General features: G+C 77.5%; 2 protein-coding genes. Both read right to left on the reverse strand.

Going from position 1 to position 19,364, the window contains the following annotated elements; all coding sequences use genetic code 11:
* Nucleotides 1-51: 51 nt before the first annotated feature.
* Nucleotides 52-10,836 (reverse strand): amino acid adenylation domain-containing protein, encoded by a 10,785-nt coding sequence (locus tag AB0O36_RS21610; protein WP_365112820.1) that lies wholly within the window; start codon nucleotides 10,834-10,836, stop codon nucleotides 52-54.
* On the reverse strand, nucleotides 10,833-19,199 hold the full coding sequence (locus AB0O36_RS21615; RefSeq protein WP_365112823.1) for an amino acid adenylation domain-containing protein: 8,367 nt from the start codon (nucleotides 19,197-19,199) through the stop codon (nucleotides 10,833-10,835). Before AB0O36_RS21615 ends, AB0O36_RS21610 begins: the two co-directional genes overlap by 4 nt.
* Nucleotides 19,200-19,364 lie beyond the last annotated feature (165 nt).

Consider the following 19,364-nt stretch of genomic DNA (forward strand, 5'->3'; position numbering starts at 1 on the left):
GGGGAGGGGCCGAGCCGGGCCCGGTACGGCCCCTCCCCACCGGTCAGCCGGTCAGCCGGACGCCGGCCCGGCGGACAGGGCCCGCGCGAGGTCGGCGCCCAGGAGCGCGGCGAGTCCTGCCGCGTGCGGCGCGTCGACCACCGTGTGGTGGTTGCCGGCCACGACCGCGTGGCGCGGTACGGAGGACGAACGCCCCTTCCACGGCGCCGGATCGACCAGCGGAGTGGCCAGCTCCGCGTGCCGTTCGGCCACCGTGTACAGGTGCAGCGGGGCGTCCACCACCGCCGACGTGCGGTATCCGGCCGCCGCGGTCCCGTTGGCCCGGGCCACCCCGAGCATCCGGCGCAGCGCCTCGGCCGCGGCCTCGCGCGGCAGCGTGCCCTCGGCCCGCCCGCGGCGCACCAGCGCCTCGAAGAGCGCCTCCTCGTCGGCGTCCGCCCCGCCGGCCACCGCGCCGTCCGCATCGGCCGCGTACGCGGCGTCGGCATCGGCCGTATCCGCCGTATCCGCCGAGGCCCCACCCGCCGCGCCCGTCCCTGCGACGGCACCGCCCCGGGCGGCGAGGGCGAGCCGCACCAGCGCGTCCCCCTCCTCGGCGGCGGCGTCGGCGCCGGCCGCCGCGCCCGGCGCGGCCGTGTCGACCAGCCCCAGGTACGCGACGCGTTCCCCGGCCGCCTCCAGCCTGGCCGCCATCTCGAACGCGACCGTGCCGCCGAACGACCAGCCGGCCAGCAGGTAGGGGCCGCAGGGCTGCTGCTCCCGCAGCTCCGCCAGGTAGCGGTCCGCCATGGCGCCCACGTCCTCCAGCGGGGCCTCCGCGGTGTTGCAGCCGACCGCCTCCAGGCCCCACACCCGCCGTCCGGCGGCGGGTCCGGCGCCCAGCGCGCGGACCAGGTCCCGGTAGCAGACCACGTCGCCGCCCCGCGGGTGCACCAGCACCAGCGGAGGCCGGTCCCGGTCGCCGTCGGCGAGGGGCACCAGCAGCCGCCCGGAGGCCGCCGCGGCCTCCGGCAGCGCCGCACACAGCAGCTCGACCGTGGGCCGCCGGAACACCAGGTTCAGCGGCAGCTCCACCCCGAACTCCCGCCGCACCGCACCCATCAGTGCGAACGCCTTGAGCGAGTGCCCGCCCAGCGCGAAGAAGTCGTCCCGGACCCCGACCGGGGACGTCTCCAGGACCTCCTCCCAGAGCCGGGCCATCCGCAGCTCCACCGCGGTGCGCGGGGCCACGGCCCCCGCCCCGGCGGCCGTGCCGGGCACCGGGGCGGGCAGGGCCCGCCGGTCCAGCTTCCCGTTCGGCGTGAGCGGCAGCCGCTCCAGCACCGTCACCGTGCCCGGGACCATCGCCGCCGGGAGCTCCGCGAGGAGCCGGTCCCGGACCGCTCCCGGGTCGCCCGCGCCCGTACGCCACACCACGTAGCCGGCGAGGACCGCGTCCACGCCCGTGCCGTGCACGGCCGCCGCGGCCGCCGCCACGTCCGGGTGGCCGGCCAGTGCCGCCTCCACCTCGCCGAGTTCGATGCGGTGCCCGCGCACCTTCACCTGGCCGTCGGCCCGGCCCCGGTACTCCAGCCCGCCGCCGGCGAGCCGCCGCACCAGGTCCCCGGTGCGGTAGAGCCGCCCGCCGGACCCGAACGGGTCGGGCAGGAACCGCTCCGCGGTCAGCGCGGGCCGCCCGTGGTATCCGCGGGCGACACCGGCGCCGCCGATGAACAGCTCGCCGTACACCCCCGGCGGCACCGGCCGCATCCGGCCGTCCAGCACGTGCAGCGTGGTGTTCGCCAGCGGCCCGCCGATGGGGACCGGACCCGCCGGATCCGCCGGCGACAGCAGGTGCGCCGTCGACCACACCGTGGTCTCCGTCGGCCCGTACACGTTCCACACCGTGCCGAGCGCCGACCGCATCCGCGCGGCCAGGGCCGGGGGCAGGGCCTCGCCGCCGCACAGCGCCCGGACCCGCGGGGCCTGCCAGCCGGCCTCCATCAGCAGGTGCCAGGTGGCCGGCGTGGCCTGGACGACCGTCGCCCCGGAATCGTCGAGCTGCTTGGCGAGCAGCGTGCCGTCCCGGGAGTCCTCCCGGGCCACGACCCGTACGGTGGCGCCGCGGGTGAGCGGTACCAGCAGTTCCAGCACCGCGATGTCGAACGAGGCCGTGGTGACGGCCGCGACGGTGTCCAGACCCGACAGCGACAGCCGCTCCGCCATGTCGTGCGCGAAGTTGGCTAGGGCCCGGTGCGGCACCACCACCCCCTTGGGACGGCCCGTCGAGCCCGAGGTGTACAGCGTGTACGCCGGGTGCTCCCCGCCGACCACGGGATCCGGGACGCCGGCCGACGCGTGCCGTCCGTCCCGCGGCGCGCACAGCGCGTCCAGGTCGACGACGGCCACGTCCGGCGGCAGTTCCGGCAGCGCGGCCGCCGGCCCCGACACCACCGCGATCCGGGCCCCGCTGTCCGCCAGCATCAGCCCCACGCGGTCGGCCGGGTACTCGGGATCGACCGGCACGTACCGGGCGCCGCTGCGCAGCACCCCCAGCAGCGCCGCCGGCAGCAGCGCCGAACGGTCCGCGACGACCGCGACCGCCGTCTCCGGACCCGCGCCCAGCGCCGCCAGCTCCGACGCCAGCCGCCCGGAGTGCTCCCACAGCGCCGCGTACGTCAGATGGCGGCCGCCGTCGTCCGTGGCGACCGCACCCGGCGTACGGGCCGCCTGCCGGCCGACGAGGACGTGCAGCGGTACGGCGGGCACCTCGCGGGCGGTGTCGTTCCACCGAGCGGGGAGCTCCCGCTCCGTCTCCGCCGGCAGCAGCGGCAGCGCCCCCACCGGGGTGTCCGGTGCCGCCACGGCCGCACCGAGCAGCGTGACCAGGGCCTCCGCCATCCGGGCCACCGTCGACGCGTCGAAGAGGTCGGACGCGAACACGGCCTCGCCGTGCAGCGCGCCGTCCACCTCCGCGAAGTACAGCGACAGGTCGAACTTCGAGGCACCGCTCGGCAGCGGCACCGGCTCGGCGATCAGCCCGGGCGGGGCCGCGACCGCCCCGTCCACCGCCTCGTTGACCACGAGCATCACCTGGAACAGCGGATTGCGGCCCAGGTCGCGTTCCGGCGACACCGCCTCCACGACCTGGTCGAAGGGCACGTCCTGGTGCGCGTACGCGTCCAGGGCGGTGCTCCGGGCCCGGGCCAGCAGCCCGGCGAACGCCGGGTCGTCCGACAGGTCCCCGCGCAGCACCAGGTTGTTCACGAAGAACCCGACGAGGGGCTCCAGTTCCGTACGGTCGCGGCCCGCGACCGGCGAGCCCACGGTCACGTCCGCGCTCCCGGACCAGCGGGACAGCAGCACCTGGACACCGGCCAGCAGCACCATGAACAGGGTCGCGTCACCGCGGCGCCCCAGCGCGCGCAGGCCCTCCAGCAGCGGTGCGGGCAGCACGAAGGAGTGCTGCGCCCCGCGCCCGGACGGGACCGCCGGCCGCGGCCGGTCGGTGGGCAGGTCCAGCGGGGTGACGCCCGCCAGGCGCTCCCGCCAGTACGCGAGCTGCGCCTCGCCGGCGGGGCCCGCCAGCCGGTCCCGCTGCCAGGCGGCGAAATCGCGGTAGGACACGTCCGGTTGCGGCAGCACCGGTCCGGACACCGGCTCGTCGCCGGCGGCCGTGCGTGCGGCGTACGCGGCGAAGAAGTCCCGCCGGAACACCCCCTCCGACCAGCCGTCGAAGGCGATGTGATGGGCGACCACCACCAGCAGGTGCTCCTCGGGGGTGATCCGCACCAGCCGGGCCCGCAGCAGCGGTGCCGCCGTCAGGTCGAAGGGCTCGGCCGCGTCCGCGGCCGCCAGAGCGCGGGCGCGTTCCCGCGCCGCGCCGGTGCCGGCCCCGGACAGGTCGGTGAACACCGGCCGGAACACCCCGGCCGGTTCGGCCACCGGGAAGGGCCCTTCCGGGCCGTCCGCGACCCGCGACCGCAGCGGCTCGTGCCGGGTCACGACGTCGCCCAGCGCGGCCAGGGCCGCCGGCACGTCCAGCGGGCCGCGCAGCCGTACGGCGCCCGGCACGTTGTAGTCCGCCTGCCCCGGCCGGAGCCGGTCCAGCAGCCACAGCCGCTGCTGCCCGAAGGACAGCGGGGCGGGACCCGCCGGCAGCACCGGGATCCCGGCGTCCGCGTCCGGAACGAGCCCGGCCAGCGCCCGCGCGAACTCCCCGGCCACCGGATGCCGGAACAGCAGCCGCACCGGAACGTCCAGCCCCAGCACGGTCCGCAGCCGGGACACCACCCGGGTGGCGCGCAGCGAGTGCCCGCCGCGCTCGAAGAAGTGGTCGAGCATGCCCACCGGGCCGTCCTCGTCGCCGAGCACCTCGGCCCAGACCTCCGCCACGGCCCGCTCGGTGCGCCCGGCCGGTGCGACGTACGCCCGGCGGGTGTCCCCGGCGGCCGGTGCGGGCAGCGCGCGCCGGTCCGTCTTCCCGTTCGGCGTCAGCGGCATCGCGTCCAGCACCGTCACCGTGGACGGCACCATCGCCGCGGGGAGCACGGCCCGTACGGCGTCCAGGACCGCGGCCGCGTCGCCGCCCTCCGGCCCCCAGACCACGTACGCGGCGAGCCGCCGCCCGTCGCCCTCCCCGTGCGCGGCCACGGCCGCCCGCGCCACCGCGGGGTGCCGCAGCACGGCCGCCTCGACCTCGCCGAGTTCGATGCGGTGCCCGCGCACCTTGACCTGGTTGTCGCGCCGGCCGTGGAACTCCAGCACGCCGTCGGCACGCAGCCGCGCCAGGTCCCCGGTGCGGTACATGCGGCTGCCCGGCGGCCCGAACGGGTCCGGCAGGAACGCCTCGGCGGTCCGCCGCGGATCCCCCAGGTACCCGCGGGCCACGCCGCGCCCGGCGATGAACAGCTCGCCGACCGCGCCGCGCGGCAGCGGCTCCAGCCGCGGCCCGAGGACCAGCACGCGCGCCCCGGCCAGCGGCCGGCCGATGGGTATCCGGCCCCGGGCCACGTCCGCGGCACCCACCGGGTGCGCGGTGGTGGTGTTGGTGCACTCGGTCGGCCCGTACTGGTTGACCAGCCGGAACCGTCCGGCGATGCCCAGCCTGCAGGCCGCCCCCGCCAGCCGGGCCGTCAGCTCCTCGCCCGTCGTCATCACCAGCCGCAGGTCCGCGGAGGGCCCGGGCACGGCGGCGACCAGCGGCTCCAGCACCGACGGCACCACCGACAGCAGGGCGGTGACCCGCTCGGCGTGCAGCAGCCGTGCCAGGGCCTCCGGGTCGCCCGCCTCCTCCGCGGTCGCCAGGACCACCCGGCCGCCGGTGCCGAGCGGCGCGAACAGGTCGCGCACCGACGGGTCGAAGGTGAGCGGCGTACGGGCCAGCACGCTGTCCGCCGGGCCGATGCCGAACTCCGCGGTGAGCGCCGCGAGGTAGCCGGTGATCGCCGCGTGCGGGACCGCCACGCCCTTGGGGCGCCCGGTGGACCCGGAGGTGTACAGCACGTACGCCAGGTCGTCCGGTCCGGCCGCGGCCGGCAGCGGGGAGGCGTCGAGCGCCGCGATCCGCTCCGCTTCCGCGTCGGTGTCGACGACGACGGCCCCGCCGGGCAGCCCGCGCGGCGGCCCGTCCGGCAGGCCGGAGACGACCACCAGGTGGGCCCCGCTGTCCGAGAGGACGGCACGGATCCGCTCCTCCGGGTGCGCGGGGTCCACCGGCACGTAGACCGCGCCCGTCTTCAGCACCGCCAGCACGGCGACGACGGCCCCCGTGTCGCGGCCCGCCATCACCGCCACCGGGGTGCCGGTCCGGGCACCCGCGGCCCGCAGCCGGCGGGCGAGCCGGTTGGCGGCCGCGTCCAGGGACCCGTAGCCGAGGGTGCGGCCGCCGCAGGTCACGGCCGGCGCCTCCGGATGCAGCCGGGCCCGCGCCTCGACCAGACCGTGCAGGGTCGAGGCGGCACCGGCGGCACCGGCGGGCAGTGCGGGCAGTGCGGGCACAGACGCTACGGCCGGTACGGCTGCCACGGCGCCGTCCGTGCCGGCGTCGCCGGTGAGCTCGGCCCGCTCCGCCGCCGACAGCACCTCCAGCCGGGACAGCCGCGCCCCCGGCGCCCCGGCGGCCGAGTCCAGCAGCCGCAGGTAGTGCGCGCACAGCCGTTCCGCGGTGTCGTGGTCGAAGAGGTCCGAGGCGTAGGTGAGGGTGCCCGTGAACCCGCCGGGGTGCTCCGTCATGGCCAGGCTCAGGTCGAACTTGGCGCCCTCACTGGCCGCGTCCAGCGACTCCGCGCGCAGCCCGTCCAGCTCCAGGGCGGCCGGCTGCTCCGGGTGGAGCTGGAACAGCACGTCGAACAACGGGTTGCGGCCCGCCTCCCGGTCCGGGCGCAGCTCCTCCACCAGCCGGTCGAACGGCGTGTCCGCGTGCTCGTACGCGGCCAGCGCGGTCCGCCGCACCCGGCCCAGCAGCTCCTCGAACGACGGGTCGCCGGACAGGTCCGCGCGCAGCACCAGGGTGTTCACGAACAGGCCGATCAGCGGCTCCAGTTCGGGCCGGTCGCGCCCCGCGACGGGCGAGCCGACCGCGAAGTCCTCCTGCCCGGTGTACCGGCCCAGCAGTGCCTGGAACCCGGCCAGCAGCGCCATGAAGGGGGTGGCGCCGCGGTCGCGGGCCAGCCCGTCCAGCCGTTGCGCGAGCGGGCCCGGCACCTCGAAGACGACGCTGCCCCCGGCACCCGAGGGCTCCGCCGGCCGCGGCCGGTCACCCGACAGCTCCAGCGCCGGCAGCCCGCCCAGGGCGTCCCGCCAGTGCGCCAGACCCGCCCGGACGACGTCCTCGCCCCGGTTGCGCTGCCAGTGGGCGTAGTCCCCGTACTGCACGGGCAGGGCCGGCAGCACGGGCGCCCCGCCACGCCGCAGCGCCGCGTACCCGGCGGCGAACTCGCGCCACAGCACCGGCATCGACCAGCCGTCGCCCACCGTGTGGTGCAGCACCAGCACCAGCAGGTGCTCCTCCTCGGCGACGCGCACCAGGCGGGCCCGCAGCAGCGGCGCGGCGGCCAGCACGAACGGTTCGGCGGCATCGGCACGGGACAGCTCCGCCGCCCGCTCCCGGGCCCCGCCCACGGGCAGGTCCCGCAGGTCGTCCACGGCCACCGCGAACACCTCCGGCGGCTCCACCACCAGCCACGGCCCCCCGACCGCACCCGCGCTCCCGCCGGACCCGTCCTCCGGCCCCGGCTCGGCGATCCGGGACCGCAGCAGCTCGTGCCGGGCCACCACCGTCTCCAGCGCCCCCGTCACCGCCCGCACGTCCAGCGGGCCGTGCAGCCGTACGGCGAAGGGGATGTTGTAGTCGGCCCGGCCCGGACGCAGCCGGTCCAGGAACCACAGCCCGCGCTGCGCGTACGACAGCGGGGCACGGGCCCCCTCGGGCCGGGCCGGGACCGTACCCACGCCCTCCGGCCCCGGCCCGCCGCTCCCGGCCGCCTCCCGCAGCGCGTCCAGCTCCGCCGCGAACCCCTCCAGCACCGGGTGCTCGAACAGCAGCCGCACCGGCACCGGCACGCCCAGCCGGGCACCGATCCGGGACACCGCCCGGGTCGCGCGCAGCGAGTGCCCGCCCAACGCGAAGAACCCGTCGCGCCGACCCGGCCGCACCCCGCCGAGCACCTCGGACCACACCTCCGCGGCCAGCCGCTCCGCCGCGGTCACCGGCTCCGCGAACTCCGCCCGGTCCGGGCGGGATCCGGCGGGCGCGGGCAGCGCCCGCCGGTCCACCTTCCCGTTCGGGGTCACCGGCAGCTCCGGCAGCACCACCACCGCGGACGGCAGCATGTACGCGGGCAGCCTGGCCGCCAGGGCCCCCGGCAGGGCGGCCTCCTCCAGGACGTGACCGGCCGCCGGGACGGCGTACGCGACCAGCTCGCGCTCGCCGGGCACGTCCTCCCGGACCACGACCGCAGCTCCGCCCACACCGGGCAGCCGCAGCAGCTCCGCCTCGATCTCGCCCGGCTCGATGCGGAAGCCGCGGATCTTCACCTGCTGGTCGGCCCGGCCGAGGTAGTCCACGGTGCCGTCCGGCCGCCGCCGGGCCAGGTCGCCGGTGCGGTACATGCGGGCGCCCGCCGGCCCGTACGGGTCCACAGCGAACCGCTCCGCGGTCAGCGCCGGCCGGCCCAGGTAGCCGCGGGCCACCCCGGTGCCGCCGATGCACAGTTCACCGACGGCGCCCTCGGGCACCGGCAGCCCCCGCTCGTCCAGCACGTACAGGCGGGTGTCGTCCAGCGGACGCCCGATCGGCACCCTGCCGTCGCCGGGCGCCACGGCGCCCCCGGCCCGCGGGTCGAGACGGTGGAACAGCGCGAACGCGGTGGTCTCGGTGGGCCCGTACACATTGGTCACCGCCGTACCGGGCGCGGCGCCCAGGGCCCGGCGGAACGCCTCCGGAGAGGCGGCCTCGCCGCCCGTCCACACCTCGCGGACCTCCGTCAGCAGCCCGACGCACTCCTCGACCACCAGGTTGAACAGGGCGGCGGTCAGGAACAGCGCGCTGATCCGGTGCTCCCGCACCAGCGCCGCCAGGGTGTCCGTGCCGGTCCGTCCGGGCGGGGCCACGACCACGGTGCCCCCCGACAGCAGCGGCACCCACAGCTCGTACGTGGAGGCGTCGAAGGCCAGCGGCGAATGCGCCAGCACCCGGTGGTGCCCCGCCCCGAAGGCGGTGTCCCGGGCGAGGGCCGCCACATTGGCATGGGTGATCCCGATGCCCTTCGGGGTGCCCGTGGAACCGGAGGTGTACATCACGTACGCCAGCCCGTCCGGCCGGACGTCAGCGCTTGCGTCCGCAGGCGGTACGGCTATCCCGTCCTCTTCCCCGCTCCCGCCCGCCGGCGGTACGGAGACCCCGTCCTCGCCGGCCGCCCCGTCCAGGAGACCGAGCACCGGCAGCGGCCCGCCGCGCAGGGCCTCGTGGCCGGCGCACGCCGGGTCGGCCAGCACCAGGCGCGCCCCGGTGTCGGCGAGCAGCCAGCGCAGGCGCTCCGCGGGGAACTCCGGGTTCAGCGGGACGTAGTGGCCGCCCGCCCGCAGGATCGCCAGGAGGGCCACCGGAACGTGCTCCGACCGCTCCGACATCAGGGCCACCGCCGTCTCGCGGCCCACTCCCGCGGCGGTCAGCCGGGCCGCGAGCGCCGCGGACCGGGCGTCCAGCTCGGCGTAGCTCAGCCGCCGGTCCCCGCAGACCACGGCGGTCGCGCCGGGGGACCTGCGCACCTGCTCGGCGAACAGGCCGGTGACCGTCGCGGGCGCCAGACCGGGCCTCGGCGTGCCGTGCCCGGAGGCGACCAGGCGGGCCGCCGTGGCGGGGGCCGGCAGCAGCCCGGCGAACGGGGCCTCCGGGTCCCGCACGGCCGCGCCGAGCAGCTCCAGCCAGTGCCCCAGGAGGCGTTCGCCGGTGGCCCGGTCGAACAGGTCGGTGTCCAGGACCAGGGTGCCGGTGCACTCCTCGGCGCCCTCGGTGACGAACACGTTCAGGTCGAACAGGGAACCGCCGAAGTCGAGGTCGACGGGCTCCGCGGCGATCCCGGGCAGCCGCAGGCCCTCCGTCTCGTCCCGGGCCGCGGCGAACATCACCTGGACCAGGGGATTGCGGTCCCCTGCGCGTTCCGGGGCGAGCCGTTCCACGACCCGGTCGAAGGGCACCTCCTGGTGGTCGTAGGCGTCCAGGACGACCCGGCGGGCCCGGCCGAGCAGCTCCCGGAAGCCCGGGGTGCCCGACAGGTCGGTGCGCAGCACCAGGGTGTTCACGAACAGCCCGACGAGCGGCTCCAGTTCCACCCGGTCCCGCCCGGCGACCGGAGTGCCGACGGCGATGTCGGTGCGGCCCGAGAAACGCGCCAGGGTGGCCTGGAAACCGGCCAGCAGGGCCGTGAACAGGGTGACGCCCTCGCCCTCGGCGAGCCGGCGCAGGCCGGCCGTGAGCCCGGCGTCGAGGGTGAAGCCGAGGGAGGCGCCGGCCCCGCTGCGGCGGGCGGGCCGGGGCCGGTCGGCGGGCAGTTCGAGGGGTTCGAGCCCGGCCAGCCGGCCGGTCCAGTAAGCCAGTTCGCGGTCCAGCGCACCGCGCGCGAAGCGCTCGCGCTGCTCGCCGGCGTACGCCGGGTACTCCAGCGGCAGCGGCCGCTGCTCCGGCAGGGGCCGGCCGGCGGCCGGCTCCGTCCAGTTCCGGGCGAGCTCCTCCCAGAGCAGGCCCATCGACCAGCCGTCGGTGGCGATGTGGTGCACCACCAGCAGGAGCAGGTGCTCCTCGGGGGCGGTCCGGACCAGCAGGGCGCGCAGCAGCGGGCCGGCGGCCAGGTCGAACGGACGGCGGGCCTCCTCGCGCAGCAGGTCCAGGGCCCGCCGCTCCAGGTCGGCGGGCTCGCCCGCGCCGAGGTCGAGCAGCGGGACGGGCACCGCGGCCGGGGGCGGCAGCACCTCGGGGCGGGGCCGCCCGTCCTGCTCCCGGAACACCGTCCGCAGGGGACTGTGCCGGGCGACGACGGCGGTCAGCGCCGCGCGCAGCGGCGCCGGGTCCAGCGGGCCGCGCAGCCGCACCACCTGGGGGACGGCGTACCCGGAGTCGCCGTCGGCCATCCGGTCGGCCAGCCACATCCGCTCCTGGGCGAACGAGGCGACGGGCTCGGCCGGGGCGGAGGACCGGCCGGCAGCGGCAGGGGCGGCGGCCGGGGTGCCGGCGGCGGCCGCCGTGCCGTCGGCGTCCGGGGCGGTGGTCCCGGCGAGCGCGGCCCGCACCCGCCGGCGCAGCAGTTCGCGCGCATCGGGGCGGCCTGCGGCGGCCGGCGGGTTGTCCTGGAGGGTCATGAGCGGTCTCCCTGAGGGGCGAGTGCGTCGTCACCCGGTGCGGGGGCGGCGGGGACGAGGAGGGCGTCGGATTCCGCGGACCCGTACGGGTCCGCGGCGGGGTACGGGTCCGGGCCCGCGGCGGGGTCCGTGACGGGGTCCGGGTACGGGTCCGCGGGGTCGGGGCCGTCCGCCAGTTCGGCGAGCAGTGCCGCTTCCACGGCCCCGGCGAGGCCGGCGACGGTGCGGTGCTCGAAGAGCGTGTGCAGGGGGAGTTCGAGGAGGAGGGACTGGCGCAGCCGTGCCGCCACCCGGGTCGCGCTGAGCGAATGCCCGCCCAGGGCGAAGAAGTCGTCGTGGCGTCCGACCCGGTCCACGCCGAGCACCGACCGCCACACCGCGGCGACGAGTTCCTCCGTCTCGCCCTCGGGCGGCTCGCCCGTGCCGCCCGGGGATCCGGCGGCACCGGCCGGATCGTCCGGGGCGGGCAGCGCCGCCCGGTCCAGCTTGCCGTTCGCGGTGACCGGCAGCGCGTCCACGAGGACCACCGCCGGCACCATGTACTCCGGCAGGGTGCGGGCCAGTTCGGCCCGGACCGCCTCCGGCACGGGCGCGTCGGCCCCCGGCTCCGGGACGACGTACCCGACCAGCCTCTTCTCACCGGGCCGGTCCTCGCGCACGACGACCGCGGCCCGGGCCGCCCCGGAGGTCCGGGACAGCGTCGCCTCGATCTCGCCGAGCTCGATGCGGAACCCGTGGATCTTGACCTGGTCGTCGGTGCGCCCGAGGTACTCCACTGCCCCGTCCGCACGGCGGCGGGCGATGTCCCCGGTGCGGTACATCCGGCTGCCCGGCGGACCGTAGGGGGAGGCCGGGAAGCGCTCGGCGGTCAGCCCGGGACGGCCCAGGTAGCCGCGGGCCAGCCCGGCCCCCGCGAGGTACAGCTCGCCCGGGAAGCCGAGCGGGACCTGCCGTCCGGCGGCGTCCAGCACGTGCAGGGCGGTGTTCCGGATGGGCCGCCCGATCGGCACCGGACCGGTGTCCGCCCGCAGGCAGTCCCAGTGGGTGACGTCCACGGCCGCCTCGGTCGGCCCGTACAGGTTGTGCAGCGGTACGTCCAGGAGGTCCAGGAACCGGTTCTTCACGGCTTCGCCGAGGGCCTCGCCGCTGCACACCACCCGGCGCAGACTCCGGCATTCGGCGGCGGCCGGCTCCCGGACGAACTCGGCCAGCATGGACGGCACGAAGTGGACGGTGGTGACGGACTCCTGCCGGATCAGGCGCGCCAGGTAGGCGGGATCCTTGTGCCCGCCGGGCGCGGCGACGACGATCGCGGCACCGGCCAGCAGCGGCCAGAAGAACTCCCACACGGACACGTCGAAGCCGAACGGGGTCTTCTGCAGCACCCGGTCGTCCGCCGCGAGCCGGTAGCGGTCCTGCATCCACAGCAGCCGGTTGACGATCGCCGCGTGCTCCACGACCACGGCCTTGGGACGGCCCGTCGACCCCGAGGTGTAGATGACGTACGCCGGGTGCGAGGGCAGCGCACCCCCGGCGTCCGGAAGCCCGTCCGTGCCCGCGTCCGTTCCCGCGTCCGTGCCGGGATCCGTCTGCGCGTCCCGGTCCGTCGTCCCGTCCGGACGGACCCGCAGGGGCCCGTCCGTCACCGCGGGCAGTACGGCCGCCACCCCGTCGGTGGCGATCAGCAGCACCGGCCGCGCGTCCTCCAGCAGGTACGCCACCCGGCCCTCCGGCAGGGACGGGTCCACCGGCAGGTAGGCCGCCCCCGACTTCAGCACCGCGAGCAGCGCCACCACCATCTCCGTGGAACGGTGCAGGGCCACCGCCACCACCGTCTCCGGCCGGGCGCCGTGCGCCCGCAGCACCCGGGCCAGGGCCTCCGCCCGCGCGTCCAGCTCCGCGTAGTCGAGGCGTTCGGAGCCGGATACCGTCGCCAGGGCGTGCGGCGTACGGGCGGCCTGCGCCTCGAACAGCGCGCTCAGGGTGGTCTCCGGCACCGGCACGGCCGTGGCGTTCCACTCCTCGACCAGCCGGTGCTGCCCGTCCGACAGCAGGTCCACGGCACCGGCCGGCAGCTCCGGGTCCTCGGCGAACGCCGTCAGGAGCCGCTCCAGGCCCTCGGCGACGCTGAGCGCCGCCCGCGCGTCCAGCGCGTCGGGACGGTGGTCCAGGTGCAGCCGCAGCCGGTCACCGGGCAGCACCACCAGGTTCGCGGTGTAGTGGGTGGCGTCGCAGGCGTCGACGCCGGCCAGCCGGACCTCTCCGGCCAGGTCCCGCATCCCCTCCAGGTCCAGCGGATAGTTCTCCACCACCACGGCGGTGTCGAACAGCGTGCCCAGTCCGGCCGCGCCCTGGACCTGCGCCAGGGAGGCGTGCCGGTGGTCCAGCAGCCCCGCCTGCTCGTGCTGGAACCGGACCAGTGCCGCGCCCAGCCCCTCGTCCCGGCGGACCCGGAACCGTACCGGCAGGGTGTTGATGAGCAGGCCGACCAGCTCGCCGACACCCTCGAAGGCCGCGTCACGCCCCGACACGGTGCCGCCGAATACGACGTCCTCCCGGCCGGTGAGCCGGCCCAGCAGGACCGCCCAGAGGCCCTGGACCACGCTGTTGAGGGTGATCCCGGCCGCCCGCGCACCGGCCGTCAGCCGTGCGGTCAGCTCCTCGGAGAGCTCCACCGTGATCCGCTCGGGCAGCTCCGCCATCCGGTGCGGGTCGGCCGCACCCAGCAGGGTGGGCTCGGCCAGTCCGTCCAGGGCCGCCGCCCACGCCTCCGCGGCGGCCTGCCGGTCCTGCCGCGCCAGCCAGCCGGGGAACTCCCGGTACGCGGGCGCCGCGGGCAGCGCGTCCGTAGGCTCCCGGTACCCGGTGAGGAGCTCGCGCAGGATCACCGCCGAGGACCAGCCGTCCCACAGGATGTGGTGGTTCGTCACCACCAAGCGGTGCTCGGAGCCACCGGTCCGCACCAGCGTGAACCGCACCAGCGGCGGCCGTTCCAGGTCGAAGCGGCGCGCCCGGTCCCCGGCCAGCAGGGCCTGCCAGCCGGCCTCGCGGTCCGCCGCGGGCAGGCCGCTGAGGTCCGTCTCCTGCCACGGAAGCTCCACCCGGCCGGACACCACCTGCACCGGGCGCCCGGTGCCGCGGTCGGTGAACGCCGCACGCAGCCCCGCGTGCCGGTCCAGCAGACGGGCGCAGGAGGCGCGCAGCCGCCCGGGGTCCAGCGGACCGTGCAGGGTGAGCACGATCTGCCCGGTGTAGGCGTCCACGCCGTCCGCGTCGTACGCGGCGTGGAAGAACAGGCCTTCCTGCAGGGGCGACAGCGGCAGTACGTCCGCCAGGAGCGGGTACCGTCCGGCCAGCCCGTCGAGGTCCCGGCCGGTCACCCGGACCAGCGGCACGTCCCGCGGCGCGGGACGCCCGTCCCCGCCGGAAGGGCCGCCCTCGGGAACGGCGGCGGCCGCCGTGGCCAGCAGCCGCAGCGCCTCCTCCCAGGCGGCACCCAACGCCTCCGCCTCGTCCCGGCCCACCAGTGCCGACGGCCAGGTCAGCACCGCTTCGAAGGCGGTGCCGCCGGATCCGGCCACGGCCATGGCGTCGATCTGGAGGGCGTGGTCCACCGGCATCGAGGGATCGGCGTCCGCCCGCAGCCCGCCGGCCTCGGGGGCGGGACCCCACGCGGCCGTGCCGGTGCCGTCGAACCGGCCGAGGTAGTTGAAGAGCACTCGCGGCGCCGGCAGCGTCGCGAGCTCGCGCGCGGTCGCCGGGTTCAGCCGGGACAGCAGCCCGAAGCCCGTGCCGTGCCCCGGCACCGAGGCCAGCGCCACATGGACCCGCTCGACGACGTCGGCCAGCGCGGCCGCGTCACCGGCCCGCGCCGCCGCCGGATCCAGGCCCCGCAGGTCGAGGCGGACCGGGTACTGGGTGGTGAACCAGCCCACCGTCCGGGACAGGTCGTGCAGGCCGGAAGCGTCGGCCCGGCCGTGGCCCTCCAGGTCCAGCAGCAGGGAGTCGGCGACGCCCGCGCAGTCCACCCGCCCGCGCACGGCGTGCGCGGCGAGCACCAGACCCGCCAGCAGGACCTCCGCGGGCCCGGTCCGCAGGGCCGCGGGCACCCCGGTGAGCAGCGGGCCGGCCACCCCGGCGGGCAGGGACACCCGCAGCGTGCGGTTCCCGGAGACCAGGTCCCGGCCCGGGTCGGGCACCCGGTCCCACGGCGCGGCCTCCGCCGCACGGGTCTCCGCACGGGCGTCCACACCAGCCTCCACGACGGCGTGTGCGACGGCCTGTACGACGGCCGCCGGGGCGGGCTCCGTGGCGGCTTCCGCGACTGCCGCCGGGGCGGGCTCCGTGACGGCCTCCGCGACGGCTTCCGCACGGGCCTCTGCGAGGGCCGTCAGGGCGGGTTCGGCACCGGCTTCTGCGTCGGCTTCCGCACCGGCCGTTGCGACGGCCGCCGGGGTGGGCTCCGTGGCGGCTTCCGCGACGGCGTCCGTACCGGCCGCCGGGGCGGGCTCCGGAGCGTCCGGGCCGGCCCCGACCGGGGCCAGCGTCTGCCGCCAGTACGGCAGTTCCGCCACGGTCTCCGGGGCGCGGGACAGCCCGTCCAGGTACGCCGTCCACGCGCGCAGCGGCGTCCCCGCAGGGGCCGGGGCGACCGGCCGGCCGGCGGCGACGGCGTCCCACACGGCGGCGAGGTCCTCGGCGAGGATCCGCCAGGACACCCCGTCCACGGCGAGGTGGTGCACGACCAGGAGCAGCCGCCCGGCACCGTCCGGCCCGTCGTACCGCACCGCGCGCACCATCACCCCGGCCGCCGGGTCGAGTTCCGCGACGGCCCGGGCCGCGGCCGCATCGAGCCCTCCCGGACCGTCGGCGGTCCGCACCAGCACGCCTGCGGCGTCCACCGCGCCCGGCGCGGGCAGTTCGCACTGCGGGCGCCCGTCCGGGCCGGGCGCCATCCGCATCCGCAGCGCCGGATGGCGGTCCAGGACCTCCTGGAGCACCCGCACCAGCGCGGCGTCGCCGATGCCCTCGGGCAGCGCCAGCACCATCGACTGGCTGAACCGGCCGACCGGGCCCGGACCGTCCAGCAGCCACCGCATCACCGGTGTGGCCGGCAGCGGACCCGTCTCGGCGACCGGACCGCCGGCCGCCGCCTCCGCGCCCGGACCGTCGTCCTGCACGGCCGCCGACGCCAGCCCCGCCGGCGTACGCGCCGCGAACACCTCGCGCAGCGTGAAGCGCAGCCCCCGCGCCCGGGCCCGGCTCACCAGCGACAGCGCGGCGATGCTGTCGCCGCCCAGCTCGAAGAAGCCGTCGTCGGGCCCCGCCTGCTGCCCGAGCACCTCCTCGAAGAGGGCGCACAGCGTCCGCTCCGCCGCGCTGCCCGGCTCCCGCACCTCCCGGCCCGGCCCGCCCGCCGCCGGGGCGGGCACCACCAGCGCCCGCCGGTCCACCTTCCCGCCCGGCGTCAGCGGCAGCCGGTCCACCGGCACGAACACCTGCGGCACCATGTACCGGGGCAGCGATCCGCCCAGGTGCGCGACGAGTTCCGCGGGCCCGGCCGCCGGCCCGCCCGGCGCCGGCGCGACGAACGCGACGAGCCGCTTCCCGGCACCCGTACCGGACCCGCCGTCCACCACGACCGCCGCCTGGCCGACCGCCGGGTGCGCCGCGAGCACGGCCTCGATCTCACCGGGCTCGATCCGGTGCCCGTTGACCTTCACCTGCCGGTCGATCCGGCCGAGGAACTCCAGCTCGCCGTCCTCCGTCCAGCGCACCAGGTCCCCGGTCCGGTACATCCTGCCGCCCGGCACCCCGCCGTACGGGTCGGCCGTGAACACCTCCGCGGTGGTCCCCGGACGGCCCGCGTACCCGTGCGCCAGACCGGCGCCCGCCACGCACAGCTCACCGGCGGCACCCGGCGGCAGCAGCCGCAGCCGGGCGTCCACCACGTAGGCGCGGTGGTTGCGCATCGGCCGGCCGATCGGCGGCACCCGGCCCCCGGACGGCGCCGTACAGCGGTGCATCGTCACGGACACGGCGGCCTCGGTCGGGCCGTAGGCGTTCCACACCTCCCGCCCCGGCGCCGCCCAGCGGTCCAGGGCGTCGCCCGAGGGGGCCTCGCCGCCCGTGGACAGGAAGCGCAGCCCGGTGAGCGGCGCCGGGTCCAGCAGCGGCAGCAGCGCCGGGGGCAGGTCGGCCACCGTCACCCGCTGCCCGGCCAGCAGCGCCTGCAGCCGGTCCACGTCGAGCCGCTCCTCGTCGGTGGCCAGCACCAGCGTCCCGCCCGCGGCCAGCGGACCGAACACGTCGAGCACCGACACGTCGAAGGACAGCGCCGCGAAGCCCAGGAAGCGCTCCCCGGCACCGGCACCCGGCCCCGGTATCCCGGCGCACGCCAGGTGCCCGAGCACGAAGTCGGCCGCGGCGGCGTGCGGGACGAGCACGCCCTTCGGCCGGCCCGTGCTGCCCGAGGTGAACAGCAGGTACGCCGGGGCCGCAGGGGGCAGCTCCGGGCCGCCCGCCGTGAAGCCCGTCGCGAAGCCCGCGGTGTCGCCCGCGCCGGGGGGACGTACGGCACCGGAGGGACGTACGGCACCGGGGGAAGGTACGGCGCCGGCGCCGACGGACACCGTCACCACACCCTCCGGCAGCCGGTCCCCGGCACCCGGCCCGGTGACCGCCACCGAGATGCCGGCGTCCTGCGCCATCTGCGCGACCCGCGCCTGCGGCAGACCCGGATCGAGGGGGACGTAGCAACCCCCCGCCTTCAGCACGCCCAGCAGCGCGGCCACCATCGCGGGGGAGCGGTGCACGCACACCCCGACCGGGTCACCGGGCGCGACGCGGCCCCGCAGCCGGTCCGCGACGGCGCCGGCCATGGCGTCGAGTTCCGCGTACGTCACCTCCTGCCCGGCACACACCACCGCCGTCGCGCCGGGAGTGCGCCGGGCCTGCTGCTCGAACACGCCGTGCAGCAGCGCCCCCTCCCCGCCGGCTTCGGCTCCGCGACCGCCGCCGTCGGCGTACTCCGCCAGCAGCGCCCGGTCCCCGCCGGTGAGCAGGTCCACCGAGTCCAGCGCGGCGTCCGGCCCCGCGTCCGCCAGGGCGGTGAGGAAGGCCAGGAACCGGTCCCGGTGCGCGGCGAGCCCGGCCGCCCCGGTGTCCGCCGCGTCCGCCTCCGCCTGCACCGTCAAGGGGGTGTCGCCGCCCCGGTCGTACACGTTCAGGGACAGGAACTCCACGGGCCCGACCGCGACGTTGTGCGCGGTCGCCGCGGAACCCGCGAAGGACAGCACGTAGTCCAGTGACATCACGTTCACGGACGCGCTCCACGGCGGCGCGTCCCCGTAGAGCTCCTCCACCCGGAACCGCTGGTGCCGCAGCGCGTCGCGGATCGCGGCCGAGGCGCCGCGCACCAGCTCGCCCACGGTCATCCCGCCGGTCACCCGCAACCGCAGCGGCAGCACCTTGGAGAACATGCCGGGCGTGCGGCGTGCCGCGGGCGTGGTCCGGCCGGTGACCGGCAGGCCCAGCACCACGTCCTCGGTGCCGCCGACCCGGTGCAGGTAGGCCGCCGAGGCCGCCACCACCACCGCCGACCACCGGGTGCCCAGGGAACGCGCCATGGCCCGCAGCCGGTGCGCGTCCGGCGCCGCAAGATCGCCCCGGCAGCGCAGCGGCGTCCCGGCCGGGCGGGCCGGCGGCCGCCCGGTGAACGCCACCGGGTCCGGTGCCGCGGCCAGCACCCCCTGCCAGAACCCACGGTCCCGGGCCCACTCCGCGGACTCCCGGTACGCCCGCTCCTCCGCCACGATCTCCGCCCACGGCGCGGCCGGCTCCTCCGGCGCGGGCACCGGCACACCGGTGGCGAGCGCGGTGTACACCTCGGCCGTCCGGCGGGCCAGCAGCGAGCCGCCGTACGCGTCGACGACGATGTGGTGGTAGCCGTGCATCCACAGGTGCCGGTCGGCGCCGCTGCGCACCAGCAGGTGACGGTGGACGTCCCCGGACGCCAGGTCCATGGGCCGGGCAAGCGCCGACCGCATCAGCTCCTCCGCCTCGGCCCGCCCGTCGGCCCGCCCCCGCAGGTCGGCGGTCTCCAGCCGGAACGGCCGCCGGGCGACGGGCCCCTGACGGACCTCGCCGCCGCTCTCGGCGAACCGCATGCCGAGCGTCTCGGTCTCCGCGAGTACGAGGTCGATCGCCTGCTCGAACACCGTGGCGTCGAGCGGGCCGCGGATCTCCAGGTACTCGCCGATCGCGTAGTCGGTGCGACCGGGGGCGAGTTGCTGGGCGAACCACACACCGGCCTGCGGCGAGGTCAACGGCAGGGACAGTGCCCCGGGGTCATGAGTGGACATGCGGTGGTCGGTCTCCTCGTTCGGATGGACCCGCCCGGCGGCGGTTCACGACGCTCCACCGCCACTCTCCGTGTCTCCGACTCCCTCGGAAAGTCCCACCATTTCGCCTCTTGACACCCATCGCCCCCCGGTCCCGAACCCCCGGTCACACACTCCAGGTCACGT

The organism is Streptomyces sp. NPDC089799, assembly GCF_040684755.1.
GTDB lineage: Bacteria > Actinomycetota > Actinomycetes > Streptomycetales > Streptomycetaceae > Streptomyces.